Origin of the sequence: Rhodanobacter sp. K2T2, assembly GCF_013408815.1 — a bacterium.
GTDB lineage: Bacteria > Pseudomonadota > Gammaproteobacteria > Xanthomonadales > Rhodanobacteraceae > Rhodanobacter.
Map to the genome: position 1 here is coordinate 165,938 of NZ_JACCCA010000001.1, position 14,964 is coordinate 180,901.

12 protein-coding genes and 2 pseudogenes are annotated in these 14,964 nt (G+C 60.0%); 9 read left to right on the forward strand and 5 right to left on the reverse strand.

The features are described from left to right. Positions 1–14 precede the first annotated feature (14 nt). The 7 genes from HDE78_RS00645 to HDE78_RS00675 all read left to right on the forward strand — a co-directional run bounded on the left by HDE78_RS00645 (position 15) and on the right by HDE78_RS00675 (position 6,031). Positions 15–791, forward strand: a complete 777-nt coding sequence (locus HDE78_RS00645; RefSeq protein WP_179477090.1) for a DUF1365 domain-containing protein — start codon at positions 15–17, stop codon at positions 789–791. A 7-nt stretch (positions 792–798) separates the two neighbouring features. Beyond that, positions 799–2,103: a cyclopropane-fatty-acyl-phospholipid synthase family protein gene (locus HDE78_RS00650; RefSeq protein WP_179476598.1), complete on the forward strand. Its 1,305-nt coding sequence runs from the start codon at positions 799–801 to the stop codon at positions 2,101–2,103. Continuing rightward, positions 2,100–2,654, forward strand: a complete 555-nt coding sequence (locus HDE78_RS00655; RefSeq protein WP_179476599.1) for a DUF2878 domain-containing protein — start codon at positions 2,100–2,102, stop codon at positions 2,652–2,654. Before HDE78_RS00650 ends, HDE78_RS00655 begins: the two co-directional genes overlap by 4 nt. Further along, positions 2,651–3,433, forward strand: a complete 783-nt coding sequence (locus HDE78_RS00660; RefSeq protein ID WP_179476600.1) for a DUF1295 domain-containing protein — start codon at positions 2,651–2,653, stop codon at positions 3,431–3,433. The genes HDE78_RS00655 and HDE78_RS00660 overlap by 4 nt, the downstream gene beginning before the upstream one ends. Beyond that, positions 3,430–4,506, forward strand: a complete 1,077-nt coding sequence (locus HDE78_RS00665) for a cyclopropane-fatty-acyl-phospholipid synthase family protein (protein WP_179476601.1) — start codon at positions 3,430–3,432, stop codon at positions 4,504–4,506. Before HDE78_RS00660 ends, HDE78_RS00665 begins: the two co-directional genes overlap by 4 nt. A gap of 54 nt (positions 4,507–4,560) precedes the next feature. Beyond that, positions 4,561–5,127 (forward strand): lipocalin family protein, encoded by a 567-nt coding sequence (locus tag HDE78_RS00670; protein ID WP_179476602.1) that lies wholly within the window; start codon positions 4,561–4,563, stop codon positions 5,125–5,127. 112 nt (positions 5,128–5,239) lie between these two features. After that, the gene (locus HDE78_RS00675; RefSeq protein WP_255457590.1) at positions 5,240–6,031 is read left to right on the forward strand and encodes an NAD-dependent protein deacetylase; all 792 of its coding nucleotides are present in this window, start codon (positions 5,240–5,242) and stop codon (positions 6,029–6,031) included. 6 nt (positions 6,032–6,037) lie between these two features. Here HDE78_RS00675 and tadA read toward each other — a convergent pair whose 3' ends face one another. The 4 genes and pseudogenes from tadA to HDE78_RS00690 form a co-directional block, all read right to left on the reverse strand. Continuing rightward, positions 6,038–6,478: a tRNA adenosine(34) deaminase TadA gene (gene tadA / locus HDE78_RS00680; protein WP_218861947.1), complete on the reverse strand. Its 441-nt coding sequence runs from the start codon at positions 6,476–6,478 to the stop codon at positions 6,038–6,040. 489 nt (positions 6,479–6,967) lie between these two features. Then, positions 6,968–7,822 (reverse strand): annotated as a pseudogene (locus HDE78_RS00685) (methyl-accepting chemotaxis protein); the annotation flags it as partial. Positions 7,823–8,080: 258 nt separating this feature from the next. Beyond that, a pseudogene (locus HDE78_RS20900) lies at positions 8,081–8,608 on the reverse strand (CHASE3 domain-containing protein); the annotation flags it as partial. Positions 8,609–9,246: 638 nt separating this feature from the next. Then, on the reverse strand, positions 9,247–10,425 hold the full coding sequence (locus HDE78_RS00690; protein ID WP_179476606.1) for an EAL domain-containing protein: 1,179 nt from the start codon (positions 10,423–10,425) through the stop codon (positions 9,247–9,249). A gap of 306 nt (positions 10,426–10,731) precedes the next feature. On the opposite strand from HDE78_RS00690, the gene HDE78_RS00695 reads away from it, so the two are divergent. Both HDE78_RS00695 and HDE78_RS00700 read left to right on the forward strand, forming a co-directional pair. Then, the gene (locus HDE78_RS00695) at positions 10,732–11,790 is read left to right on the forward strand and encodes a helix-turn-helix domain-containing protein (protein WP_179476607.1); all 1,059 of its coding nucleotides are present in this window, start codon (positions 10,732–10,734) and stop codon (positions 11,788–11,790) included. Between the two features lie 593 nt (positions 11,791–12,383). Continuing rightward, positions 12,384–13,397, forward strand: coding sequence for an endo-1,4-beta-xylanase (locus HDE78_RS00700; RefSeq protein WP_218861891.1), 1,014 nt, complete (start codon positions 12,384–12,386; stop codon positions 13,395–13,397). Between the two features lie 233 nt (positions 13,398–13,630). Here HDE78_RS00700 and HDE78_RS21200 read toward each other — a convergent pair whose 3' ends face one another. Next, entirely contained in the window at positions 13,631–14,734 is a 1,104-nt protein-coding gene (locus HDE78_RS21200) for a GGDEF domain-containing protein (protein ID WP_179476609.1), read from the reverse strand. Positions 14,735–14,964: the final 230 nt, after the last annotated feature.

Consider the following 14,964-nt stretch of genomic DNA (forward strand, 5'->3'; position numbering starts at 1 on the left):
CCAAGCCCGCCAGCATGCGCTTGCAGGAGACGGCGCCGTTCGCGAGCGCCATCTACGAGGGCACGGTGCGTCATCGTCGGATGGCACCGCACCCGCACAGCTTCGACTACAGGATGGCGCAGCTGTATCTGGATCTGGATGAGGTCGATCGCGTTTTCGAGCAGCGCTGGCTGTGGTCGAACGAAAAATCCAACGTGGCGCAGTTTCGCCGCCAGGATTATCTCGGCCCCACCGAGCTGTCGCTATCCGACGCCGTGCGCCAGCGCGTGGAACATGCCACCGGCGAACGTCCGACCGGTCCGATTCGCCTGCTGACGCATCTGCGCTACTTCGGCTACACGTTCAACCCGGTGAGCTTTTACTACTGCTTTGCCGAGGACGGTGTGACCCTGGTGTGCATCGTCGCCGAGATCACCAATATGCCCTGGCGCGAGCGGCACGCGTATGTGCTGTCGATCGATAGCGCGCAAGCGCACGGGCGCGCGCTGGGCTGGATGTTCCCCAAGGTTTTTCACGTTTCACCCTTTATGCCGATGGCGCGCGACTACGCCTGGCGCTTCACCACGCCGGGCGACGATCTGCGCGTGCACATGGACGTACTGCGCGACGGTGTGCGCGAGTTCGACGCCACCTTGACCCTGCACCGGCGCCCCTTGACCGGTGCGTCGCTGGCGCGCGTGCTCTGGCGCTATCCGCTGATGACCGCACGAGTCGTCAGCGCGATCCACTGGCAGGCCCTTCGTTTGTGGCTGAAACGCAATCCCGTCTACGACCATCCGAAATCGCTTTGAGGTCCGCATGAACGCTGTCGCCAAATCCACTGTCACCCCGGGCTCCGATGCATCGACCGTGTCTGCCGGTGCACGCTTTCTGCGCCAGCGTCTGCTTGCACAGATGGCCGGACTCCGACGCGGACGCCTGGTTCTTACCGATGCCTTGGGCAAGGTGGAACTGGGTACGCCGGCACACGAGCCGACCGATCTGGTCGTGCATCTGGACGTACTCGATACCGGCTTTTATCGCGCGGTAGCAGCCAACGGCAGCGTCGGCGCCGGCGAAGCGTACATGGACGGTATGTGGCGCTGTGACAACCTCGTCGGGCTGATCCAGCTGCTGGTACGCAACCGCGATCTGCTCGACGGCATGGAAACCGGCATGGCGCGCCTGGGCGGCATGGCCATGCGCGCGTGGCATGCACTGCAGCGCAATACGCGCAGCGGCAGCCGCCGCAATATCGCGGCGCATTACGACCTGGGCAACGATTTCTTCGAGCTGTTTCTGTCGCCGGACCTGATGTACTCCTCGGCGATCTGGGACGGTGCGGACGATACGCTGGAGGCGGCGTCGCAGCGCAAGCTGGAACGGATCTGCCGCAAGCTCGATCTTCAGCCGACCGATCGCGTGATCGAGATCGGCACCGGCTGGGGCGGCTTTGCGCTCTACGCCGCGCGGCATTACGGCTGCCACGTCACCACCACGACGATCTCTAAAGAGCAGCACGACCTGGCCAAAGCGCGTATCGAAGCTGCCGGCCTGAATGCGCACGTCACGCTGCTGCTGGAGGACTACCGCGACCTTATCGGCACCTACGACAAGCTCGTCTCAATCGAGATGGTCGAAGCGATCGGCGCACCGTACATCGACACCTATTTCGCCAAGCTCGGCTCGCTGCTGAAACCCGACGGCCTGGCGCTGCTGCAGGCCATCACCATCGAAGACCACCGGTACGCCAAGGCGGTCAACGAAGTGGACTTCATCAAGCGCCACGTGTTCCCCGGCAGCTTCATTCCGTCGATCAGCGCCATGCTCGATGCCAAGACGCGCACCACCGATCTGGCGCTGGTACAGATGGAAGATTTCGGACTTTCCTACGCACGCACGCTGGAGGCCTGGCGCCACCGCTTCATGGCGCAACTCGCCCAGGTTCGCGCGCAGGGCTTCGACGATCGTTTTATTCGCATGTGGGAGTTTTACCTCGCCTACTGCGAAGGCGGTTTCCGCGAACGCTCGATCGGCGTCTCGCATCTGCTGCTGGCTAAACCGGACAATCGGCGCCCGTCCCTGTTGCCGCCGCTGGATACGGCTCCCAAGGCAAACGCATGAAATTCTGGGCCTGTTTGATCGGTTACCAGATGGTCTGGTTCGCCGCGGTCATAGGCGCGGAGCACGGGCTGCCGTGGCCCGGACTGGTCGGCATGCTGATCTACGCATCGATCCAGCTGAGCCTCACCGGCCACGTAAAAACCCATCTTTCCCTGATGGCCGCAGCCATCGTGATGGGCTGCATGGTCGACGGTGGCCTGGCCTACAGCGGTCTGGCGCACTACGGCGCACCGTGGCCCTCACCATCCTTCGCGCCGCTGTGGATCGTTTCACTGTGGGCTACGTTTTCGCTCACTTTCACCATCTCCCTGGCTTATCTGCAGAAGCGTCTGTGGGTTGCCGTGCTGTTCGGCGCCATCGGTGGCCCGGTGGCCTATATGAGCGCCAGCCGCGGTTTTCACGTAGTGACGTTTACCGATCCCAGCTGGCGCGGGCTGTTCTTTCTGGGGGCCGGCTGGGCGATCGCCACGCCGATTCTGGCATGGCTGTCCGGTCGTACGCCCGCCGCTGCACCGACGTCGACCGCGCGGCTGCAGGGACATGCGTCATGAATCCCTGGATCCAGCTGCTGTGCCTGTGGGTACTGGCCGCACTGATGATGACGCTGGGTTGGATGTGGCAGCGTCCCCGTTCGAACGCCGGCATTGTCGATGTGCTGTGGTCGTGCGGCGTGGGCGGCAGCGCCGTGCTGTTCGCGATGTTGGGCGACGGCGCCGCGTGGCCGCGGGTCGTCATGGCCGTGCTCGGCGGCTTGTGGGGCATGCGTTTGGCAGCCCATTTGTGGAAGCGCGTCAGCGGCGAGCCGGAAGACGGCCGCTATCGCCATCTGCGCGAACACTGGAACGGCAACCAGCTGTACTTTTTCCTGTTCTTTCAGTTTCAGGCGTTCCTGATCGTGCTGTTTTCGCTGCCGTTTCTGTCGGTGGCGCACAATCCGGAAACGTTCGGCGGCTGGATCGCGGCCGGTCTTATCGTGTGGCTGATCAGCGTGATCGGCGAAGCGATCGCCGACGCGCAGCTGGCCAGGTTTCGCAGCGATGAGGCGAACCGCGGCCGCACTTGCCGTGCCGGACTCTGGCGCTATTCGCGCCACCCGAATTATTTCTTCGAATGGATCCACTGGTTCGCCTACGTCTGCCTGGCGGTGGGTTCGACACGCTTCTGGCTGGCGTGGTCCGGGCCGCTGGTGATGTACATCTTTCTGCGCTGGATCAGCGGCATTCCTTACACCGAGACGCACGCCTTGCGCAGTCGCGGCGAGGATTACCGCGACTACCAGCGCACCACCCCCATGCTGTTTCCCTGGTTTCCCAAGAGGACCGAACGATGAGTCAATCCGCCGCCGCCGAACTGCCGCAGGAAAAGCCTGCCCCCGGATTGTTGGGCCTGGCCGAACGCGGCCATCTTCCCGATGCGCTGTTGCGCCAGGGTATCCGCCGCATGTGCGCGCAGCGGTTGCGCGAGGAGCTGGCCGGTGGACTCGATGCGCAGGCTGCTCGCTACGCCGAGCGCATCGACATGCTGCGTCAGAGCCCGGTGGCCATCCACACCGATGCCGCCAACGCACAGCACTACGAACTGCCGCCCGCGTTCTTCGAGCAGTGCCTGGGCAAGCGCCTGAAGTACTCGGGCTGCTATTACCCGCGTGGCGATGAAACGCTGGAGCAGGCCGAGGACGCCATGCTGACGCTGTACGGTCAGCGTGCCGAGCTGGCCGATGGCCAGACGATTCTCGAGCTCGGCTGCGGCTGGGGATCGCTCACGCTGTGGATGGCAGAAAAATATCCGAACGCACGGATCACCGCCGTCTCCAACTCCAGTCCGCAGCGCAAGCACATCGAAGCGCAGTGTGCGAAGCGGGGCTTGTCCAACGTGCGGGTGATCACGCAGGACGTGAATCAGCTCGAGCTGGAAGCCGCGCAGTTCGACCGCTGCGTATCGATCGAGATGTTCGAGCACATGCGCAACTACGAAACCCTGCTCGGCCGCGTATCCAGCTGGCTCAAACCCGGCGGCAAGCTGTTCGTGCATATCTTTGCGCACAAGACGCTGATGTATCCGTTCGAGACCGAAGGTGACGACAACTGGATGGGCCGGCACTTCTTCACCGGCGGCCTGATGCCCGCCTCGGATACCTTGCTGTGGTTCCAGCGCGATCTGAAGATCGAGCAGCGCTGGCACGTCGACGGTACGCACTACCAGCGCACGGCCAATCACTGGCTGGCCAACCAGGATGCGCGCAAGGAGTCGGTGATGGCGACGCTGACCGAAGCGTACGGCGCCAAGGCGGCTGCACTGTGGTTTCAGCGCTGGCGGATGTTCTGGATGTCGTGCGCCGAACTCTTCGGCTACGACAACGGCCAGGAATGGCTGGTTGCCCACTATCGGTTCGTCCGTCCCTGATACGCGTGCGATCCGCGCTGGATCGCCGCTGCCAAACCCACTGCGGAGTACTACATGCGTTTTTCCAGCACACTTTTGTTCAGCTGCGTGCTTGCGCTGACGTCCGTCACCGCTATGGCCGCCGACATGGCGCCGATCAAACCGGTCGACAAGGTCGACCTGCAGCGCTTCATGGGGCCGTGGTACGTGATCGCGTCGATTCCTTCGGCGCTGGAGAAAAAGGCTTTCAACGCCGTCGAAACCTACACGCTGGCGCCGAACGGCCATATCGACACCGTGTTTCGCTATCGCAACAGCGCGTTTACCAACCCGATCAAGACGATCAAGTCCACCGGTTTCGTGACGCCCAACACCCACAACGCCGTATGGGGCGTGCAGATCGTCTGGCCGATCAAGGCGCAGTACGTCATTGCGTACCTCGACGACAATTACAGCGAGACTATCATCGCGCGCGACAAGCGCGACTATGTGTGGATCATGGCGCGCACGCCGACCATCCCGCAGGCGGACTACGATGCGATGGTGGCCCGCGTGACCGCGATGGGTTACAAGGTTTCCGATATCCGCAAGGTGCCGCAGGAGTGGCCCGAAGTGGTCGGCAGCGACGCCGGAGGTCACTGAATCCTCGCTGCGTTCGTCTTAATATCGCAACGAGTCGGCCATCCATATCACCGGAGTACGCGCATTGCTCGGCACGGCTTCATTACATAACCATCCGGCAGTCAACACGCCACTGGCCGACTTTATCGGCACGCATGAACGGTTGTTTGTGCTGACCGGCGCCGGCTGCAGCACGGACTCGGGCATCCCCGACTATCGAGACGCCAACGGCGAATGGAAACGCACGCCACCGGTAACGTATCAAGCGTTCGTCGGCAGCTACGCAACGCGGCAACGCTACTGGGCGCGCAACCTGGTCGGCTGGCGACGCTTCGGCAGGGCGAATCCGAACGATACGCATCGCGCGCTCGCCACGCTCGAGCAGCAAGGCAAGCTGGTTTTGCTATTGACCCAGAACGTGGACCGGCTGCACCAGGCCGCCGGCAGCCGCGAGGTGATCGACCTGCACGGACGCATGGACGTGATCCGTTGCCTCCGCTGCGAACGACGCGAGCCCCGCGGTGGCGAATTCCAGACCGAACTGCTGCGGCTCAATCCCGACTGGGCCCATATCGATGCGTTGGATGCGCCCGACGGCGACGCGGACGTGCCGATGCAGGATTTTTCCGGTTTCAACGTGCCCGATTGCCCTCACTGCGGCGGCATGTTGAAGCCTGATGTGGTGTTCTTCGGCGAAAACGTACCGCGCGATCGCGTCGACTTGGCCATGCAAGCCTTGGATAGGGCGGACGCCATGCTGATCGTCGGCTCGTCGCTGATGGTGTATTCGGGCTATCGTTTCGCGCATGCTGCGGCGAAGGCTGGCAAGCCCATCGCTGCCGTCAATCAGGGCCGCACGCGGGCCGATTCCTTGCTCACCCTGAAGGTCGATGCATCCTGCGCGCAGGCGCTGTCGTTTCTTTAGTCGAGCCTAGCGACGGGCCCTGAAAAACTGGCGCAGCAGCGTGGCCGATTCCTCCGCCAACAGACCACCGCCGACATCGACGCGATGATTGTGCTTCTCCGACACCAGCGTATCGAACACGCTGCCGGCGGCACCCGTCTTGGGATCGGCCGCGCCGTAGACCACTCGCCCTACCCGCGCATGAATCATCGCCATGGCGCACATCGAGCAAGGCTCCAAGGTTACGTAAAGCGTGGCGCCAGACAGTCGGTGATTGGCGAGCTTTTCGCCGGCAGCGCGCAGCGCCTGAATTTCCGCATGCGCCGTGGGATCGTGCAAGGTGATATTGCGATTCCAGCCCAGTCCCACGATATCGCCGTCAAGCACCAGTACGGCACCTACCGGCACCTCGTTTTCGGCATCGCGCGCGTGCTCGGCCAGCTGCAACGCACGACGCATGTGGAGCATGTCGTCGACGCTGAACGCGGCAATCGGGTCGACGGCAATGACATCTTCATTCATGAGAGTGGGCAATCGCTGATGGATGACGCACCTGGAGCGAGGCAGTACTTACACTGACACGTTGAAGTGCGGGATATCTCCAGACGCCTTGACGATTTTCGCCAACCGCCGCCGGAAAGGCGAAGTCCCCGTCCGTACCCGTTGTCCAAGATCGTTAGCCAACAGTTTACCGTGACTCTCACTCGTAAAGGAGCCTCCTCCGCCGGCCAGTCCACGCGGCGCGACGATGGCGATCGGATTTCCATCGGCATCGACGAATGTCAGCCTGCCGGTGTTTGTATGGGCGGCCCGAAGCGGTGAAAGCACGCCCATACGACGTCGATTGCAATCCCGCGTATACCGCTAGGATAACCGCCGTTTCGGACGGCGTCCGCAATGTCCTCGATGGTGCCCTTCCTGACCGAGGCGGCGAGCGACCGCCTCGAACAGGTCACCTCACGCCGGCAATGCAACAGGGCTGACGCTGGGCCTGCCAGTGGCGATCTTTTCGCGAACGCGAGTGCCCTCGACCTGACCGACCTCGACCTGAAAGATTCCAATGGCGTCCCTCAGACTCCTCGCCTGCCCGGCCATCGACTGCGCCGCGGCGGCGCTCTCTTCGACAAGCGCCGCGTTCCGCTGGGTGACCGCATCCATCTGACTCACCGCCACGTTGACCTGTTCGATGCCGGCGCCTTGTTCTCTGGATGCCGCTGCGACTTCGCCGATGAGGCTCGTTAGATGCTTGACGGCCCCGACGATCTCATCCATGGTCGCGCCGGGCAGGGAGACTTGCTCCGAACCGTGCGCCACGCGTTCGACGGATTGGCTCACCAGCTCTTTGATTTCTCGGGCGGCGGTCGCGCTGCGCTGCGCGAGCGAACGGACTTCAGTGGCCACGACCGCAAATCCGCGCCCCTGTTCACCCGCCCGGGCGGCCTCCACCGCGGCGTTCAACGCAAGAATGTTGGTCTGGAATGAAATGCCTTCGATCTCACCGATGATTTCGGCGACCTTGTCCGAGCTCTGCGAGATCTCCTGCATGGTGGCCGTGACCTGACCCATGACCTGACCGCCGCGGGCTGCCACATCGCAGGCGCTGACCGCCAGCGAATTGGCCTGGCTCGCATTTCCCGTATTCTGCCGCACGGTTGCGCTCAGTTCCTCCATGCTGGCCGCCGTTTCCTCCAGCGATGCCGCCTGCTCTTCGGTGCGTTGCGAGAGATCGGTGTTTCCCTGGGCAATCTGTCCCGCCGTCACGGTGATCGCTTCGCTGGAAAACTGGATTTCACGCACGATCGTGTTCAGTTGAATACGCATTGCCTCGAGCGATGCCATCAGGCTGGTGGCGTTGCCGCGCGTCAGCGGTATGGCGGCGACCAGGTTGCCACTGGCAATTTCGCTTGCCGCCGCAGCGGCCACATCCGGTTCACCGCCGAGCGCGCGCACAATCGAGCGGGTGATCCAGGTGCCCAGTCCTGCCGACAAAAGGACGGTCATCAACGCAGCCAACGACAGGCACCACTTGGTCGAAGTGCTTAACTCTACGACCAGATCCGAGCGACTTGCCAACAGGGTTTCTTCTGCGTTGTTGAACTCCGTCGCCAGCGCCCGGTAGGCATCCATGGCCTGCTTGTCGTGACCTTCCTTGAAATAATCGATCAGGCTTTGAGTAGTCGTTGAGCCCGCCGACACACCTTTGCGCATGTCGATCAGCTTCTGATCCACTTGCTCGATTGCAGTGTGAAACTCCCTGAGTTTCGCAAGACGTTGCTGTTGCGCCACATTGTCGGCGGTAAGCGCCTTGACGTCGTCGAAGGAAATATCGAACTGGCGTTTGCCGGCATTGTAGGGTTCGAGAAAACGCTCTTCGCCCGAGGCGACATAGCCGCGAATGCCCGTCTCCATGTTGACCATCTGGGTCAGCATGTCGTCGCTGTGCCTGAGTACCTTGTAGCTGTGTACATTCCAGTCGTTGGCCTGGTTCAACTTGGCAAAGTTGACTACCGATATCCAGCCTCCCACCAAGGCCACGATAACCACCATGCCGAAGGCTCCAGCAAGCCGCTGGGCTACCGTGAATTTTGCGGATTTCATCAATTTCCCCTGTATAGGTAACTTGTCTGAGACGCGATATCGCCCCCGCCGGCGACCATCTGCATCAACAGGTATCGAATCGACAACGAGGCTTCGATCGGCCTGATTGAACGCGTCCGTTCATGCTGCCTCCATCGTTGCTTTGGGCTGAGCGAAAGACGCGTGTGCGCCACTTTCCCAGTGAATCCCGAGATCATCGCCTGCTAGGGAAATATCGGTTGAAGTACCTGTTTCACGCAAAGAACCGCTCCAACCTATCGACGACCACAGCGCCAGGTGAGCTCGAGTCTAGCTCTCTGTAGACCGCCTATCCGTGGCGCGCTCAACCATGCTTTCGGCAGGCTCGTTCAAAACTTGAGCGAGTATTTCCCCGCTACCCTCAAGCAACCGATGGATACGCGATGCCTGGTCGCAGGCGAGTGCCGAGCCCGTAAACGGCCCACGACTTTCGCTGCTACATGGCGCCCTTGTGCGTGCGCGTGCAAATCAGCTCGATCGCCTTCGCCTATCGAGAAATGTGATTATTCATCGAACCCAAAAGCGTAAGTCCGATAAAACTCGTCGTGAAAAGCGCTTTTAAGCGAGAGGAAACAATCTCATTCGCAGCCTTCTGACTCATTCAACGAATGCTGCGGCATTCATAGTTCAGCTTGAACCGGGCTGGCATAGTGGGACAAATCGCCATGTTCGCAGCGGCGAACGAACATGAGCGCGTCCCCAATAGGGCCGCGCTCCGCAAGGACGGCGTCACGGATTTCCTGGTCGAGCCACAGCCCCCGCCAAAACATTTCCGCCTCGCATTGATACGCCACATGCAGCAATGAGAGGGCTCCCGCCAAGTGGGCTCTACGTTGAAGACGTGGATTTTTTGGATGATGAAAAACGATGTACCTCTCCATGATGATGGCGCGCTGAGTCGCCATGTGGGCCAACGGATCATCGCCATCGGGAAGATGGCTCAAATAAAGCAGAAGAGCACACCACTGCATCAGTCGATCGTTTCCCACGAGCAGCAATGCATCGTCGACCGATTCGAATCGCGAAGTCCGCCTTGACGGAGTGGCCCCGCTGGCAGCGAGCCGCAGCAGTTGCGCCAATAACGCCGGGATGCGCAGCAGCGCAGCGGCGACATGCCGGTATGGCGCATCCTCCAACAGCATCTGCATAATCTCGAGTACGGCGCCCACGGTAGGAGGGATCGCTTTCGAACTAAGCACCTCCGGACGACTGAAGTAATAACCTTGGAACAGCGAAGCCCCGGCATCCAAGGCAAGATGGAAGTCCTGCCAAACCTCCACCTTTTCAGCGAGAACGAGCACCCCAGCTTGTTTGAACACGCGACACAATGCGGCCCGCTCGCTCGGAACCGTGTACTTCCAGTCGACTTTGACAATGTCGACAGCCGAAAGCATTCGCTCCACGTCCGGGGTATAGGCGGTTACGTCGTCCAACGCGATCCTGAAACCCTCCTCACGCAGACGATTGCATACGCAATGGAGTTCGGGGCCAAGCGCACTTGTTTCCATCACCTCAAGCACAAAGCGCTCCGGCGGAAGTAATTTCAAAGCTGGCGAGTAAAAAAATTCATCCGGGCAATTGAGAAAACAATCTTTCCCGTTTAGCACATCGCCAAGACCCAACTCGCCGAGCGACGCCCCAATGACGGCCATCGTGCTTATGACACCGTCCGTGATACGAGCATCGTTCTGAGAGCTGTTACGAAAAAGAAGCTCATAGGCCACCAGCCGACCACCGGCATCCAGAATCGGCTGTCTACCGACGTACTGCTCGGGACAGCCTGACTTTTCTATCTGCATGTTTCTTCTCGCATGCCGGTGCATGGTGCATGGGCTCTGGACATCTTCAATTGCCGCGCTGATGCCTATGTCGGCAGAGCAAGCACGAACTTTAATTTTTGCCAGATAGAAACCCTGGCACGATCTAGCCAAGTCGACACCAGCGCGCCAATGAAATATATGCCTATGAAATACAATAGGTTATTCATTTACATGACGACAGACTGCCTCTCTCGAATTTCGAATTTTCCATCTTTATCTGAAAATTCTACATATTTACCGAATTCAGACGTACGATCTGCCGACCTCCGCCAACCGAGATGCCTTATGGACGATCCCATCCTCACCACCGGTGAAGCGGCGCTTTTACTGGGCGTTTCGATTCGTACAGTCCAAACCTGGATCGAGCAGGACGTTATCGACTCGTGGAAGACACCAGGCGGACACCGACGAGTGAGGCGAAGTGCGGTGCTTGCCTTGCGCGAGCGATTGATCGCACGCAACGACGAAGCCGTCATCCCGCTACTCGTCCTGACGGATGGAGAATCGGGATTGCAGCCCATGGAATTATTGAGGCTTGTTCCAAATGCCCGTATTACGACATGCGGCGATGCGCTGTCGTTTCTTATCGAAGCGGGTCATCAAAAGCCGGACGTTCTCATCATTGAAATCGCGCACTCTGATTGGGGTCGCCTGGCCATGCTCAGGCGGATACTCCAATCGCGCCCACTCGCGCATGCGCGGATCGTCCTTATAACGACTATGCACCTGGAACAAATCAAGATCGACGTGGGAGACCATCCTCGAATGCAAGTCCTCCCCCCTACTCACAGTCAGGAACAACTACTGGAGGCGATATCGTTGCCGCCGCAACGACAAGAAACAGGATTGCTCACGTACCCTGTTCCTACTAATGAGGAGAGCCGTCTGCGCGCATTGGAAAAGTCTCACGTCTTGACCCGCGGTGAGCAGCATGAACTCAATGACATTGTCATTGCCGCCGCCGAATTACTTCAGATGCCGATCGCTCTTGTCACCATTCTCTCATCCGATCGGCAGTGGTTCAAAGCACGTCACGGCCTGACTGTCACTGACACACCGAGAGCTTGGGCATTTTGCAATTACACGATCATGCAAGAGGGCATCTTCGTTGTCGAAGATGCCCTCTTGGATCAACGCTTCAGCAGCAATCCGCTGGTCACGGAAGAACCTTCGATACGTTTTTATGCGGGGATTGCCATACGCGACGCCGATGGATATCCACTAGGGGCGCTTTGCGTTCTCGACCGACATCCGCGTTCGATAGCCTCCGAGCAGCAAGACAAGCTCGTCGCACTTGCCAGACTCGCATCGGAAAAGATCGACCAATACGCATACCAATCATAACGACACAAATATCGAAAAAAATGCTACCCATCGCCTAAGCTGACCAGAGCCATCCATCCGATGGATAACGCGCCGAAAAATCTTATTTGTTCAGGGTCCATATCCACGCTATTCGTGCCAGCTCAAACTACATGACTTGATCATCCCAATATGTTCCGCGGCACGATCCAGCCGCGCTATCGCCTGAAAGCGGATACGCATATTCGACAACTCGCGACGCCTTTCGCTCGTATAGTTCTAAAAAGCCCATCGGGTGAGCTGTTATCGGATCGCCGGCCAATGCTCCCACACGACGAGAAGCATACTTACCCAAAGAGGCCTCAGCGACCCCGCAGCCTCTGCACCGGCCGCCCGAATGGCAGCGCAAGCTTGCGGCCTATCATCGCCATTCGTTCCTATCGAACGAACCATCGCCTCCACTTAAACTCAAGCGCTTCAACCAGCGCTGGCGAGAGGCTTATCCGCTTCGTTCTGCGATGAGGGCTCAACTTATGGACTCAGCAAGTCGTCGCCGTTTCATGGCGACAACCCTTCGTGCGCTAGCGTGCATCCCAGTCGCAGGCATTCGCCTGTCGGTTGCTGGCGCGCCCTTCGTGCCGCTGCGCCAGCTGGCCGCCAAAAAAGGCATCCAGTTCGGCTTTGCGCTCGACCCGGCAAAGCTGAATACCGACGCGACCTATCGCGATGTCGTCGCTCGTCAGGCAGGTATCGTGGTGCCCGAGAACGCGCTGAAGTGGCAGTCGGTCCATCCCGAGCCGGAACGCTACGACTTTGCGCCGGCCGATGCCATTGCCGACTTTGCGCAGGCCCACGGTCAGCGCATGCGTGGACATACGTTTTGCTGGCATCGGGCGTTGCCCGACTGGGTTTACCGGACTGTCACGCCGGCCAATGCCGAAGCGGTGCTGACCGCCCACATTCGCACAGTCGCCGGTCGTTACCGAGGCCGGGTCAGCTCATGGGATGTCGTCAACGAAGCCATTCAGCTGAAGGACGGTCAACCCGATGGCCTGCGTAATGCGTTCTGGTATCAGATGCTCGGACCACGCTATCTCGACACGGCATTCCGAGCCGCGCACCAGGCCGATCCCGACGCGATGCTTTGCTATAACGATTACGGCCTGGAAAACGACACGCCCGACGGGGAAAGCAAGCGTGCTGCCGTACTCGCGATGTTGGCGAGATTCAAGAAACGCGGTGTGCCCGTGCACGCGCTAGGTATCCAGTCCCATCTGCGCGCTGGCGAGACACACAGCTTCGGACCCGGGCTTTCGCGCTTCATCTGGGCCATACGGGATCTCGGGCTGTCCGTTTATGTGACGGAGTTGGACGTTGACGACAGTCGCCTCTCCGGCTCGACGGCCGCTCGCGATGCGATCGTCGCCGAGACCTACAAACGTTACCTCGACCTAATTCTTGCCACGCGTTCCGTGTCGACGATTATCACCTGGGGGGTTTTGGATACGCCACACCGCACCGGTGCCACGGCCACCAGCGGCCCTCTCGCGGAACGACCGCTCACGTTCGGCCCCGACGGCGAGATAAAACCGGCAAGCTGGGTCGTCGAACACTGTTTTGAGCGGGCACCTGCGCATGGCGGCAATTGACTGCCGAACAGCGGCCGGCATACCGAAGAACTAAAAGCCTGTTCACGATCTCCTCGTGCCTCGCGCCGCGCCGGGAGCTGTTGGCGCGCAGGCCAAGGAAGAACGACGATGCACCGCATCGATCGACATTAATCCTCGGGGAACCCGGTGTCGCTACTCGCATGCATCGTGCTCTCGGCGCGTTTGGCTGCGGCCGCCGCGAAATTCAATGACGCATCCAACGCCGATGCCATTCAACCGATCGCGCTGGCCATTCCCCCTCCACTTCGCTTGATACGATAAGAAGCTTCGTCTGCTGAACGCAGTAAGTCGTCGAGATTCTTTCCAGCTGTCGGCAGGCTGTAGCCAAGACTGGCACCGATTTCCACGATTTGTTCCGAGAGCGCGAAGGGTTCGGAGAGAGTCGATATGATCCGGCGCGCCAGGGCGTTTGCTTCGCTTTCATGACGCACACCGCATTGGAGCACGACAAACTCATCGCCGCCCACTCTGGCCACCGTGGCGTTTTCCGGAGCGATCGCAAGAAGGCGTTGAGCGACGCAAATCAAGATACCGTCGCCCCCGGCATGCCCGTAGCGATCGTTGACGGCCTTGAAGCCGTCCAGATCCAGGCAATGAACGGCAACGTTTCCTCGATGAAAAGCGGCGTCACGAAACGCCTCCCGCAAGCCGAGTCGATTGGCCAAGCCAGTCAACGGGTCATTATGAGCGAGCGCGGCCATGTCCAGCCGGGTAGTGATATGCCGCACGGCAGTGCGATGGACATGCCTTACGGTTTCAAAGCCGCCGAGCAAGAAGATAGTGAATATCACCGCGATAATTTTGTGCGGCAAATCGTTCCACGATGCGGAAGCGACAATGCCCGGACCCGCCGCGAGAATCAATGCGAGGATAGCCATCCGAGGACGGATGGCTATTCGTGCGACGATGCCCGCGCAATAACCGAAAAGTAGTCCCGTCGCCAACAAGTGCAGCTGGACGTCAGACCGGCGAAAAATCACAAACGTAGCCATGCCGACCGATAACGCGACCAAGGTGGTCGCTGCGTAATGCGAGGCTTCCCAACGCCGGGCTTCGCGAATACACATGTCATCACGAACGCCACGCCGCAATTGCACGAGTATCAACAGAATCTTGGCGACCGAGGCCAATCCGCCGATGCTAGCTGCAAGCAGGAGCATGGAACTTTTGCTCGATAGCCATGCGAACAAATCCACACCGATCGTGGTCACTCCCATGATGGTGGTCGGGACAAGAGTCTGCGATAAATCGGCAACCAGTGTCTTGTAGACATCTTCCGGTTCACGCCGGAACAATGTCTCAGCGCGCCAGGTCACTGCGACTCCCTTTAGCCTGCGCGACAAGGAATCGAAAAACCGATCGTGCCTATCGGCCATAAAGCCTTCCAAACGTTTCGTCAACTGTGGCTATTGCCTGGAGGCGCCGCAAGCCATATAGGCGGCCGATAAAAAGCAGGGGAAGTTACCTTCCACGCCATCTTCGACGGCAGACGGCGGGCACCCGCAAGAGATGGTTCAGATCGTTACTGACGCAGTATAAATGCCGA

Excerpts from the sequence above, each read along its gene's own strand:
- HDE78_RS00645 (WP_179477090.1), top strand. The coding sequence starts at position 15 with ATGCGCTTGCAGGAGACGGCGCCGTTCGCGAGCGCCATCTACGAGGGC.
- HDE78_RS00650 (WP_179476598.1), top strand. The coding sequence starts at position 799 with ATGAACGCTGTCGCCAAATCCACTGTCACCCCGGGCTCCGATGCATCG.
- HDE78_RS00655 (WP_179476599.1), top strand. The coding sequence starts at position 2,100 with ATGAAATTCTGGGCCTGTTTGATCGGTTACCAGATGGTCTGGTTCGCC.
- HDE78_RS00660 (WP_179476600.1), top strand. The coding sequence starts at position 2,651 with ATGAATCCCTGGATCCAGCTGCTGTGCCTGTGGGTACTGGCCGCACTG.
- HDE78_RS00665 (WP_179476601.1), top strand. The coding sequence starts at position 3,430 with ATGAGTCAATCCGCCGCCGCCGAACTGCCGCAGGAAAAGCCTGCCCCC.
- HDE78_RS00670 (WP_179476602.1), top strand. The coding sequence starts at position 4,561 with ATGCGTTTTTCCAGCACACTTTTGTTCAGCTGCGTGCTTGCGCTGACG.
- tadA (WP_218861947.1), bottom strand. The coding sequence starts at position 6,478 with ATGCTCCACATGCGTCGTGCGTTGCAGCTGGCCGAGCACGCGCGCGAT.
- HDE78_RS00690 (WP_179476606.1), bottom strand. The coding sequence starts at position 10,425 with ATGCAGATAGAAAAGTCAGGCTGTCCCGAGCAGTACGTCGGTAGACAG.
- HDE78_RS00695 (WP_179476607.1), top strand. The coding sequence starts at position 10,732 with ATGGACGATCCCATCCTCACCACCGGTGAAGCGGCGCTTTTACTGGGC.